Genomic DNA, 12,378 nt, shown 5'->3' with positions numbered 1-12,378 from the left:
CCGGACGGCTTGCTTCCCCCGACCGGACGGCCCCAGGGCGTGGGGTGGCAGGCGCCGGGCGGCGGGCTTAGCCTGCGCGAAGGGGTCCTTTTGTCCCGCCATGCCCTGCGTCCGCAGGTGGAGAGGGTGAAGCTCCTTGAGCACCGACCAGGACGAGACCGCCGGCCAGGACGAGCGGGAACCCCTCGAACCCCGGGTGGGCCCGGCCCCCGAGGGCGACCCGGAGTTCCGTCCGTACCACCATCCGGCAGCCGGCTGGGGCGCCGCGAAGAGCGTGACGCGCTTCCTGGTGCGCGAGGGCGCACTGGTCGACGGCCCGCGCGCCATCATGCGGATGAACCACGAGAACACCGGCTTCGACTGTCCCGGCTGCGCCTGGCCCGACGACACCAAGGGCCTCCACCTGGACATCTGCGAGAACGGCATCAAACACGTCACCTGGGAGATGACCCGCAAGCGGGTCGGACGCGAGTTCTTCGCCGCCCACTCGGTGACCGAGCTCGACGGGTGGAGCGACTACGACCTGGAGAACGAGGGCCGGCTCACCGAGCCGATGGTCTACGACCCCGCGTCGGACCACTACGTCCCGATCAGCTGGAAGGACGCCTTCGCACTCGTCGGCCGCACCCTGCGCGGCCTCGACGACCCGAACCGGGCCGCGTACTACACCTCCGGCAGGCTCGGCAACGAGGCCACCTTCCTCTACCAGCTGATGGCCCGCGAACTGGGCACCAACAACCTGCCCGACTGCTCCAACATGTGCCACGAGGCCAGCGGCCGCGCCCTCCAGGCCTCCCTCGGCACCGGCAAGGGCACCGTCGACCTCCAGGACTGGGAGACCGCCGACGCGCTGTTCATCTTCGGCGTCAACGCCGCCTCGAACGCGCCCCGGATGCTCACCGCCCTCGCCGAGGCCCACCACCGCGGCGCCCAGATCGTGCACGTCAACCCGCTCGTGGAGGCCGCCGCCACCCGCACCATCGTCCCGCACGACTTCACCGACATGGCCCTCTTCAGGACGACCAGGACCAGCACGCTCAACCTCCAGCCGCGCATCGGCGGCGACATGGCGCTCGTACGGGGCATGGCCAAGGCGATCCTGGAGCAGTCGGCCACCGACCCGAAGGCCCTGGACCGGGAGTTCATCGAGCGCCACACCTCCGGCTTCGAGGAGTACCGCGCCCGGTGCGAGGCCACGCCGTGGGAGGAGCTCGAGCGGCAGTCCGGGCTGAGTCGCGCCGACATCCTGAAGGCGGCGCGCGTGTACGGCGAGGCCGACCGCTCCATCGTCAGCTGGTGTCTCGGCGTCACCCAGCACGAGCACGGCGTCGACACCGTACGGGAGATCGTCAACCTGCTGCTGCTCCGCGGCAACCTCGGCCGCGAGGGCGCCGGCCCCTCCCCCGTGCGCGGCCACAGCAACGTCCAGGGCAACCGCACCTGCGGCATCGACCACCGCCCGAGCGAGGCGTTCCTGGACCGGCTCGCCGAGGTCTGCGAGATCGAACCGCCCCGCGCCCACGGCAAGGACACCGTCGCGGCCGTCAAGGCGATGCACGAGGGCGAGATCGAGGTCTTCGTCGGCATGGGCGGCAACTTCGCGCTCGCGGCCCCCGACACCCCGTACACCCAGGCGGCGCTGCGCAACTGCGAGCTCACCGTCCAGGTCAGCACCAAGCTGAACCGCAGTCACCTCGTGCACGGCCGGCAGGCGCTGATCCTCCCCTGCCTCGGCCGGACCGAGAAGGACCACCAGCGCAAGGGCGTCCAGAGCACCTCGGTCGAGGACTCGATGAGCATGGTGCACCTGTCCGTGGGCATGAAGAAGCCCGCCTCGCCGCACCTGCTCTCCGAGCCGGCCATCGTCGCCGGCATGGCGCGCGCCGCGCTGCCCGACAGCGCCACGCCCTGGGAGTGGTACGTCGAGGACTACGACCGCATCCGGGACACCATGGCCCGCGCGCTCGACGGCTTCGAGGACTTCAACCGGCGCGTGCGCCTGCCGCTCGGTTTCCGCATCAAGCAGCCCGCCCGCGAACTGGTCTTCCTCACGCCGTCGGGACGCGCCGAGTTCTCCAGCGCCGAGCTGCCCGACGTGGTGCCCGCCCCCGGCACCCTGGCGCTCGGCACCATGCGCTCCCACGACCAGTGGAACACCACCATCTACTCCGACAACGACCGCTACCGGGGCATCAAGAACCTCCGCACGCTCGTCTTCATGAACCGGGCGGACATGCGCGAGCGCGGGATCGCCGACATGGGCCCCGTCGACATCACGAGCACCGCGAAGGACGGCAGCCGGCGGCATCTGAACGGCTACCTCGCCGTCCCGTACGACATCCCGCGCGGCTGCGCGGCCGGCTACATGCCGGAGATGAACGTGCTGTGCGCCCTGGGCGACTACAGCACCCAGAGCGACCAGCCGATCATGAAGCACGTCAAGGTGACGATCGAGCCCGCGGCCTGACCGGTTCACCCGCTCCGGACCAGCCGGTCCAGGAGGAGGTACGCGCGCCGTTCGGCGGCGGCGAGTTCGGTGGGGTCGATCTCCGCGGGCCAGAGCTCGCCCGCCGCCGCGTCGTCGGCCTCGCGCAGCTCCACGGCGGCCGCCGCGAGGCGGGTCTGGACGAGCGGGAAGGCCCGCGCGTCCCCCTCGTCCAGGGCGCGTTCGGCCCGCTCCGAGGCCGCCGTGCAGGCCGCCAGCGCGCGCTCCGCCCGTACGGCCGCCCGGTCGTGGACCACCATCAGCGCGCAGCCGAGCGCGACGGCGACGCCGAGCGCACTGCTCAGCGCCCGGTCCAGCACGAGGGAACCGGCCGGGGCGGGCGCGGCCAGGTCGGTCATGAGCAGCGCCATCGGGGTGAGGAAGACGACGCCGAGACCGTAGTTGCGGGCGACGACGTACTCCAGGAGGAACTCGAAGAGGACGATCACCAGGACGAGCGCCACGGGCTCGGGGCCCAGGGCGAGGACGCCGAGGGCGAGCAGGAGGCCCGCGACCGTGCCGAGGGTGCGCTGGACGGCCCGCTGGGCCGCCGTCCGCACGTTGATCGAGTGGAGGACGGCGGCGGCGGAGATCGCCGCCCAGTAGCCGTGCCCGAGGCCCAGGAGCAGCGCCGCGCCGCCCGCGATGCCGGTGCCGAGGACCATCCGCAGGGCCGGCACGAGGAGGACCGCCGCCCGGCCGTGGGCCGGTCCCGTCAGCAGCGCGGCGGCCCGGAGTTCGGCGGCGCGCAGGGTGGTCGGATCGACCGGGACCGGGCCGGGGCGCGGCGTACCGGCGCCTGAGGCCCCGGCGGGTCCGGGGCGGGCGAGCATGCCGGCCTGGGCGATCAGGACGGGGAGCGCCAGCTCGGGCAGGAGACGCGGCGCCTGCCGGCGGCGGCCGGCGAGCAGGCGGGCCTGACGGCGCAGGGCACCGGCCAGGCCGGCGGGGTCGTCCGGCGGGCGGCGGGCGGATCCGACGAGCAGCGACCAGGAGAGGTCGGTGAGGCGTACGCAGGTGTCGCCCCGGCCGCGCCACTCGGCGCCCGACGGGGGCAGGACGCCGAGCGTGCGGTACGCCTGGAGCACGGCGGCGGTCGCCCGGTGCCGTACGGGCCCGGCGTCGTCCTGCGCGCCGCTCGCCTCCCACAGGTCCGCGAGCTCGCGCAGGGCCGAGGCGACGGCGAGCCGCTGCGGACGGTCCGGGTGCGCGAGCCGGCCGGCCACGGCGAGGACCCAGGCGACGGCCGCACCGCACGCCGCCAGGCCGGCCCGGGGCAGGACGTCGGCAGGGGTCGAGGCGCCGTTGGCGGCCACGGCGAAGGAGAACAGCAGCAGCACCGCGCCGAGTCCGCTCAGCCGGGCCGCGTCGCAGGCGAACTTCGCGAGACCGGCCACCAGGGCCGTGGCCGCGACCGTCCAGGCGGCGCCCGCTCCCCCGTCCAGGGGGTGTGCCCAGGCGGCGAGCGCCGCACCGCAGCCCACGCACGCGGTCATGGCGACCGCGACGACGGCGAGCACGCGGGCGCGTCGCGCGTAGGGCAGGTTGCGGCCGAAGGTGGTGGTGAAGGAACCCAGCATGGCGTAGACGGCCTGATCGGCCCGCCCGGCGAGCGCCATCGGCAGCGCGGGCAGCGCCATCGCGAGCGCGGCGCGCAGGGCGAAGGACAGGGCGCCGTCCACGCTCTGCAGGGCGAGCGCACCCCTCGGGGAGAGCGCGCGCCCCAGGCGGACGACGGCCTCCGGCAGGTGCGTCATGGTTCGGGTCCTGACTCCGTACCGCCGTGAAAGAAGGGCATGGGGCCGCTCGGGACGACCCCATGCCCTGCTCGGGTGCCGCGGCCGTCAGGCCACGGTGGTGCCGCTCGCCACGTCCTCGTGCTTGCGGACCGTGCAGTGCAGCGAGTCGTCCACGACGTCCGCGACGATCGTGTCGCCGGGGTCGACCTCACCGCCGAGCAGCAGGGAGGCGACGCGGTTGTCGAGCTCCGTCTGGATGGTGCGGCGCAGCGGCCGGGCGCCGAACGCCGGCTGGTGGCCGTGGGCGACGAGCAGCTTCTTCGCCGCCTCGGTGACCTCCAGGGTCATGCCCTGCGCGTGGACGCGGTGCTTGCTGCGGTCGAGGAGGTGGTCGAGGATCTCCGACAGGTCCTTCTCGGTGAGGCTGTGGAAGACGATGATGTCGTCGATGCGGTTGAGGAACTCGGGCAGGAAGCGTCCCCGCAGGTCCTCCATCAGCTCGCCCTTGAGCTCGGCCGCGTCGCCCTCGTGGGCGAGGATGCGGTGGGCGCCGATGTTGGACGTCATGATGACGACGCAGTGGCGGAAGTCGACCGTGCGGCCCTGCCCGTCCGTGAGGCGGCCGTCGTCGAGGATCTGCAGCAGCGTGTTGAAGACGTCGGGGTGCCCCTTCTCGATCTCGTCGAAGAGCACGACGCTGTACGGCTGGCGCCGGACCTTCTCGGTGAGCTGCCCGGCCTCCTCGTAGCCGACGTATCCGGGGGGCGCGCCGACGAGCCGGGCGACGGTGTGCTTCTCCTGGAACTCGCTCATGTCGAACCGGATCATGCGGTCCTCGGCCCCGAAGAGCAGCTCGGCGAGGGTCTTGGCGAGTTCGGTCTTGCCGACGCCCGTGGGCCCGAGGAAGAGGAACGATCCGACGGGCCGGTTCGGGTCGCCCATGCCCGCCCGGTTGCGGCGCACGGCCTCGGAGACCGCCGTGACCGCCTCGTCCTGGCCGACGATCCGGGCGTGCATCTCCTCCTCCAGCCTGAGGAGCTTCTCCTTCTCGCCGGCGGTGAGCTGCGAGACGGGGATGCCGGTACGGCGGGACACGATGTCGGCGATGTCGGCCGCCGTGACCGAGACGACGCCCTCGCGGCGCTCTTCGATGCCCGCGAGCTCGCCCTCCACCTCGGCGATCTGCCGCTTCAGCTCCGAGGCCTTCTCGAACTCCTCGCCGTCGACGGCCTGGTCCTTCTCTCGCCGCAGCTTCGCGAGCCTGTCCTCGCGGCTCACGACCTCGGTGGAGCGGCCGCCGCTGCGGAGCCGTACCCTCGCGCCGGCCTGGTCCATGAGGTCGATGGCCTTGTCGGGCAGGAACCGGTCGCTGATGTAGCGGTCGGAAAGTTCCGCCGCCGCCGCGAGGGCGCCGTCGGCGAAGCGGACCTGGTGGTGGGCCTCGTACGCGTCCCGCAGGCCTTCGAGGATCTGCACGGTCTCCTCGACGGTCGGTTCCGGGATGAGGACGGGCTGGAAGCGCCGTTCGAGGGCGGCGTCCTTCTCGATGTGCTTGCGGTACTCGTCGATGGTGGTGGCGCCCACCACGTGCAGCTCGCCGCGGGCGAGGGCGGGCTTGAGCATGTTGCCCGCGTCCATCGAGCCCTCGCCGGTGGCGCCCGCGCCGACGACCGTGTGCAGCTCGTCGATGAAGAGGATGATGTCGCCGCCGGCCTCCTGGACGTCCTCGATGACCTTCTTGACGCGTTCCTCGAACTGGCCCCGGTACTGCGCTCCGGCCACCATGCCGGACAGGTCCAGGGAGACGACCCGCTTGCCCTTCAGGGTGTCGGGCACCTCGTCCGCGACGATGCGCTGGGCGAGGCCCTCCACGATGGCGGTCTTGCCGACGCCGGGCTCGCCGATGAGCACCGGGTTGTTCTTGGAGCGCCGGGAGAGGATCTCGATGGTCTGCTCGATCTCCTCGGCCCGGCCGACGACCGGGTCGAGCCTGCCGGCCCTGGCCTCTTCCGTCAGGTCCCGGCCGTACTCGTCGAGGGTGGTGGCGGGCTGCTTCGGGGCGGCCGGGGCGCTGTCCGCGAAGCCCGACCGGTCGGGCTTCGCGGACAGCTTCTTCACGTCCAGGTCCTCGGCCCGCAGGAAGCGGGAGGCGCCGGAGTCGGCGTCGCCGAGGAGGGCGCCGAGGATGTGCTCGGGGCCGATGTAGGAGACCCCGGCCGCCTGCGAGTAGGCGTGGGCGGTGGCGAGGGTCCGCTTGGCGGCCGGGGTGAGTCCGGGCTGGGCGGACGGCTCGGCGGACTCGCGGGGAAGGACCTCGGCGAGCTGCTCGGCGAGCTTGTCGGGGTTCACCCCGCCCTCGGCGAGGAACCGACGGGTGGGCTCCACCTGGGTCGCCGCCCACAGGAGGTGTTCCGTGTCGAGGTCGGAGCTGCCGTCCGCGTCGGCCTTGCGCGCGGCCGTCTTCAGCAGTTCGTGGGAGGACTCGGTCAGCAGCCGTCCGATGGGCACGCGCTGCACCGCCGGGGGCGACGAGGCCGGCGACATGCCGAAGAACCGGTCGAACAGGTCGCTGAAGGGATCCGACGAACCGAAGGGTGAACCGAACGCCATCGACATGGCAGCTCCTGAAAGCGCGAAAGGGGGGCCTGCCCACTCAAACCCGACACCCACCGCTCCGCAATCGGAGCGGGACCGGCGGAGCGCCGACCCGCGCGCCCCCTGATCCGGCCTGATCGACAGGACACCCCCTACGGAAGCCGACACGCCGACCCCGTACGGACGACCGAAATGCCCGGATCGCGGCCCGGCCCGCCGACGATGGCCCCATGACCTCCGCGATCCCGCCGAACGCCCCGGCCCCCGGCCCCCAGGTCCCTGCCACCACGCTCGTACGGCACGCCAAGCTGTGGCTCGTACCGACCGTCCTGTGCGCCTTGGTGTCGCTGCTGCTGTCGCTCCTCTACATGGGGGGCATCCTCAGCCCGAGCGACCATCTGGACCGGCTGCCGATCGCCCTGGTCGACGAGGACGAGGGCCGCCCGCTGCCGGGGCAGCAGGAGAACCTGGGGAAGCAGATCACCGACTCGATCGTCTCGGCGGGCTTGCCGAGGACCACCATCGACTGGCGCCGCCTCGATCGCGCGGCGGCTCAGGACGCGCTGGCCTCGGGCAAGGTGTTCGGCGCGCTGGTCGTCCCGGCGGACTTCACCGCGTCCGTCGCGGCGCTCACCACGAACCGGGCGACGGTCCGCCCGACGCTCACCGTGCTCACCAACCCCGGCCTCGGCAGCCTGGGCTCGTCGCTGGCCTCCCAGATCAACCAGAGCGCGGCGCACCAGGCCTCACTGACCATCGGCAAGCAGCTCTCGGCCTCCGCCACCGTGCCGACCACGCGCCTGCTCCTGACCGATCCCGTGGCGGTCACCACCCGCGTCGGCCATCCCATCGGACGGCACAGCGGCCTGGGTCTGACCGCCTTCTACTACACGCTGCTCCTGGTCCTGGGCGGCTTCATCGGCGGGAACATCGTCAACAGCGGTGTCGACACCGCGCTCGGCTACGCCGACAGCGAGATCGGGCCCTGGCACACCCGCCGGCCGACCGTCCCCGTCAGCCGCACCCAGACCCTCGTCCTGAAGATGCTGATGACGGCGGGGATCTCGCTCCTGACCACCACGCTCGTCATGGTCGCGACGATCGCGATCCTGGGCATGGACGCCGACCACCTGCCGATGCTGTGGATCTTCTCCTACTGCGCGACGGTCGCCGTCGGCCTGGGAGTCCAGGCCATCAACGCCGCCTTCGGCGGCATCGGCCAGCTCGTGTCCATGTTCGTCTTCATCGCCCTGGCCCTCCCCTCCTCCGGGGCGACCGTCCCCCTGGAGGCCACCCCCGCGTTCTACCGCTTCCTGGGCGTCTTCGAGCCGATGCACCAGCTCAGCTCGGGCGTCCGGTCCATCCTGTACTTCGACGCCCGAGCCGAAGCGGGCCTCGCCCGGGGCTGGATCATGATCGCGGTCGGCACGGTGCTGGCCCTGGCGTTCGGCTTCGCCATGACCCACTACTACGACCGCAGGGGGCTGCGCCGCCTCACGCCGCAGCCCGAGTGAGCGACTACCAGGGGCGGCTGAACTGGATGGAACGGTTGTCGTTCCGGGTGTTCCACAGGGTGGACATGCCGGACCGGGTGCCGACCATGTCGAAGGCGCCCTTGTAGCCGGCGCTGTAGTAGACGGTGCCGATGTAGCCCTCGTACCAGTTGTAGGCGGAGGCGGCGTTGTTGGCGGCGGACTGGCCGCTGCCCGAGCCGGTGTTGGCGCAGAAGTAGAGCGGCCTGGCCGGGGAGTAGGGCATCTTGAGGTACATCATGTCGTAGATGTTGTGGCCGATGTTGACCCAGGCGCCCGAGTAGTTGGGGCTGTAGTAGAGGCGGAACCGGTACTCCTCCGACTGGGGAGCGCACGTCTCCATCGACATGATGGTCATCTCGTCGCTGCTCTGCCACGCGGTGGGGTCGCCCTCCGCGTGGGCCATGCCGGTGCCGGCCAGGGCGGAGGCGCCCATCACAGCGGCGACGAGGGCGGTACGCAGGCGGGCGCGCCGCGAGGTGGTCGAGGTCTGCATCGGAATCTCCAGAGTGCTGATCGTCGGAACGGAATCGGTCGAGAAGGAATGGTCTGGGGTCAGGGGCGGGCGAGGACGTCCGCCGCCTTGCGCAGGGAGGCGTCGAGGGCACGGCGGTCCGCCGCGAGCGCCGTGGCGTTGCTCGCGATCGACGCGCGCTGGATACGGGTCTCCGCCGCGTGCCAGATCTCCGCGACCCGGTGCGTGGCTCGGCAGCCGATGTCGGCGAGCGCCGTGTCGATCTCCGCCCGGGACGGACCCTCGGGCCGGGGCCGGAACCGCGGGTCGTCGTTGGCCGCCATGGGAGCCGGGTACGTGAAGCCCTTGGTCCTCATGCAGGCGGACCAGCGCGCGAACACCGCCTTCACCAGCGGGTCTTCCATGGACGTGGGGTACGAGTCGTTCGTGAGCCGCTGGACGAGGGGGGAGGCGCCCTGCGACGAACCCCCCAGGGTGCGGCGGGCCTCGCCGAAGCAGCCGTCCTCGGGGATCTTCCGCCCGTGGTGGTAGCCGCGCCGGGCCTCCGGGCCTGCCTTCTGCAGGAGTTCGGCGGGCACGTCCGTGCCGCCCAGGACGAGCTGCTCGTCGTCGGAGAGCTGCGGCTGCGCGTCGGCGTCGCGCAACGCCGCGTCGTAGCGGGCCTGTTGCGCCGGGTCCACCTGGTAGCCGAACTTCGCGGACATCCGGGCGTCGTGGATGCCGTACCGCCAGTCGAGCATGTTCTTCGGGCCGATCGCCGGAAGCTCCGGAGCGGGCTTCCAGGCGATCCCGAACTCCTTGAGACACCGGCCGACCAGCTTCTGCTCCGCGCGGGCGAGGGTGCGGGTCTGCTCGGTGGTGGGGTGGTAGGCCTGCATGGGCAGGGTCCAGACCGACGGGTCGGCGGCGGAACCCTCCGCGACGGTGGCGGCGGCCGGCGCCGCGAGCCCTGCCCGCTGCCCGGTGGAACACCCGGTCAGGGCGAGGGCGGTCACGGCAAGTGCCGCACCCGTCCGCAGGATTCTGTGCCGGCTGCTCGTCATCGGCGGAAGGTTCCTCACATGAGTGGTCCCGGGGGTCTGGTCGCCGCTGCGGGGCGGGTCGGTACCGTCCCGGAGCGGCGACCGGAAAACTAACAGCGCGCTCGGCCCCCGCGCGGCCGTCCTCGTCCGCGTCCCGAGGTGTCCCAGCGCCTCCCTCTCACGTCTCCGAGCGACCCCGGAGAGCCGGAGATCCGCCCGTCCTCGCAGGTCACAGCCCTACTCGGGCCACCGGTCCCACGCCGCGCCCCGGACCGCCACCGAGGTGTCCCACGGCCGTCCCGGACCGCGTCCCATCTCGCGGAAACGGGCGGAGGCCGCGTCGGATGTCTCCGACACGGCCTCCGGTGTCCGGGGTGACCCGGGCTACTCGTCCTCGCCCCACGGCGGTTCGAGCTCGTCCTCGTCCCACGGCGGTTCCTCGTCGTACGGCGCCGGGGCGTCCGGAGCCTGCGCCTGGGGCGCCATCGCTCGCGCCGAACGAGCGGGGGCGGGGACGGGAGCGGGAACGGAACCGGCGGGTGCGGCACCCACGCCCGCAGGCGCGGCACCGACGGCTTCGGCACCGGCGCCGCCGGACTCGGCCAGGGTGGCGAGGACGCCCTCGGCGTACTTGGTGAGCTTGGCCTCGCCGACGCCGCCGACGGTGCCGAGCTCCTCGACGGTCGTGGGCAGGTGGGTCGCGATCTCGCGCAGCGTCGCGTCGTGGAAGACGACGTACGCCGGCACGCCCTGCTCGCGCGCCGTCGCGGCCCGCCAGGCGCGGAGGGCCTCGAAGACCGGGACGGCGGCCGCGGGCAGATCGACGGGCACGCGCGCGCCCTTGCCGGAGCGGGCCCCGGACTCCTTGCGGGAGGGCGCGGCGGCCTTCTCCTTGCGCATCGGGACCTTGCGGCGGCCGCCGAGGACCTCGCCGCTGTCCTCGGTGAGCACGAGCGTCCCGTAGTCGCCCTCCACCGCGAGCAGCCGCTTCGCGAGGAGCTGGCGGACGACCCCGCGCCACTCGGCGGTGCCGAGGTCCGACCCGACGCCGAACACGGAGAGCGCGTCGTGGTCGAACTGGATGACCTTGGCCGTCTTCTTGCCCTGGAGGATGTCGATGATCTGGCCGGCACCGAACTTCTGGCGCCGTTCCTTGGCCAGCCGCCACACCGTGGACAGCAGCTTCTGCGCGGCCACGGTCCCGTCCCAGGACTCGCCGGGCGTCAGACAGGCGTCGCAGTTGCCGCAGGGCTCGCCCGACTGCCCGAAGTACTCGAGGAGCCGCACGCGGCGGCAGTCGACCGTCTCGCAGAGGGCGAGCATCGCGTCCAGGTGCATGGCCAGGGAGCGGCGGTGCGTCTCGTCGCCCTCGGAACCGTCGATGAGCTTGCGCTGCTGGACGACGTCCTGGAGGCCGTACGCCAGCCAGGCCGTGGCCGGCTCCCCGTCGCGGCCGGCGCGGCCGGTCTCCTGGTAGTAGCCCTCGACCGACTTGGGCAGGTCGAGGTGGGCCACGAAGCGCACGTCCGGCTTGTCGATGCCCATGCCGAAGGCGATGGTCGCCACCACGACGACCCCGTCCTCCCGCAGGAAGCGGGCCTGGTTCGCCGCGCGCGTCCGGGCGTCCATGCCCGCGTGGTACGGGACGGCGTCGATGCCGTGCTCCACGAGCGCGGCCGCCGTCTTCTCCACCGAGGCCCGCGAGAGGCAGTAGACGACGCCCGCGTCCCCGTCGTGCTCGGTCCTGATCAGTTCCAGGAGCTGCTTGACCGGGTTGTTCTTGGGGACGATGCGGTACTGGATGTTCGGCCGGTCGAAGCCGGCGACGAAGTGACGGGCCTCCTCCAGACCCAGCCTCTTCGCGATCTCGGCGTGGGTGGCCTCGGTGGCCGTCGCCGTCAGCGCGATCCGCGGCACCTTCGGCCATCGCTCGTGGAGCATGGAGAGAGCGAGGTAGTCGGGCCGGAAGTCGTGACCCCACTGGGCGACGCAGTGCGCCTCGTCGATCGCGAAGAGCGACACCGTGCCCCGGTCGAGCAGCCGCTGGGTGCCCTCGGTCCGGAGCCGCTCGGGGGCCAGGTAGAGCAGGTCCAGCTCGTCCGCGAGGAACGCCGACTCGACGGCCTGCCGCTCGTACGGGTCCTGCGTCGAGTTCAGGAAGCCGGCCCGCACCCCGAGCGCCCTGAGCGCGTCCACCTGGTCCTGCATCAGCGCGATGAGGGGCGAGATCACGACGCCCGTGCCCGCTCTGACGAGGGCCGGGATCTGGTAGCAGAGCGACTTGCCGCCGCCCGTCGGCATCAGGACGAGCGCGTCGCCGCCACCGACGACCTGCTCGATGATCTCCTGCTGCTCCCCGCGGAAGGAGCTGTAGCCGAAGACACGGTGGAGCACCCGAGCGGCGTCGGAGATCTCGGCGGAGGCGTCAGGAGCGTCGGAAAGGACCATTCATGAAGCCTAGCCGTCCGCGCCGACACCCCGGCCCGGCCCGGACCGACCTGTGGACAACCTTCGCGGCCAGGCCCGGACC

7 protein-coding genes are annotated in these 12,378 nt (G+C 72.4%); 2 read left to right on the top strand and 5 right to left on the bottom strand.

Annotated elements, in window-relative coordinates; translation table 11 throughout:
• Positions 1–136: 136 nt before the first annotated feature.
• Positions 137–2,467, top strand: coding sequence for an FdhF/YdeP family oxidoreductase (locus ACN9M0_RS31020; protein WP_366037617.1), 2,331 nt, complete (start codon positions 137–139; stop codon positions 2,465–2,467).
• A gap of 5 nt (positions 2,468–2,472) precedes the next feature.
• On the opposite strand, the gene ACN9M0_RS31015 is transcribed toward ACN9M0_RS31020, so the two are convergent.
• Positions 2,473–4,242, bottom strand: coding sequence for an FUSC family protein (locus ACN9M0_RS31015; protein WP_426404572.1), 1,770 nt, complete (start codon positions 4,240–4,242; stop codon positions 2,473–2,475).
• Between the two features lie 87 nt (positions 4,243–4,329).
• Entirely contained in the window at positions 4,330–6,840 is a 2,511-nt protein-coding gene (locus tag ACN9M0_RS31010; RefSeq protein WP_366037615.1) for an ATP-dependent Clp protease ATP-binding subunit, read from the bottom strand.
• 209 nt (positions 6,841–7,049) lie between these two features.
• Here ACN9M0_RS31010 and ACN9M0_RS31005 point away from each other — a divergent pair, with 209 nt between their 5' ends.
• Entirely contained in the window at positions 7,050–8,333 is a 1,284-nt protein-coding gene (locus ACN9M0_RS31005) for a YhgE/Pip domain-containing protein (protein WP_366037614.1), read from the top strand.
• A 4-nt stretch (positions 8,334–8,337) separates the two neighbouring features.
• On the opposite strand, the gene ACN9M0_RS31000 is transcribed toward ACN9M0_RS31005, so the two are convergent.
• The 3 genes from ACN9M0_RS31000 to recQ form a co-directional block, all read right to left on the bottom strand.
• Positions 8,338–8,847, bottom strand: coding sequence for a hypothetical protein (locus ACN9M0_RS31000; protein WP_366037613.1), 510 nt, complete (start codon positions 8,845–8,847; stop codon positions 8,338–8,340).
• Positions 8,848–8,906: 59 nt separating this feature from the next.
• Positions 8,907–9,869, bottom strand: a complete 963-nt coding sequence (locus ACN9M0_RS30995; protein ID WP_399696820.1) for a hypothetical protein — start codon at positions 9,867–9,869, stop codon at positions 8,907–8,909.
• Between the two features lie 363 nt (positions 9,870–10,232).
• A complete protein-coding gene (gene recQ, locus ACN9M0_RS30990) occupies positions 10,233–12,296 on the bottom strand; it encodes a DNA helicase RecQ (protein WP_426404571.1) in 2,064 nt (687 codons plus the stop codon).
• Positions 12,297–12,378 lie beyond the last annotated feature (82 nt).

It is taken from the genome of Streptomyces sp. R-07, from assembly GCF_049913175.1.
Classification (GTDB): Bacteria; Actinomycetota; Actinomycetes; order Streptomycetales; family Streptomycetaceae; genus Streptomyces.
Note: the sequence above shows the minus strand (reverse complement) of the source record. Positions and strands in the feature narration are given on the sequence as shown.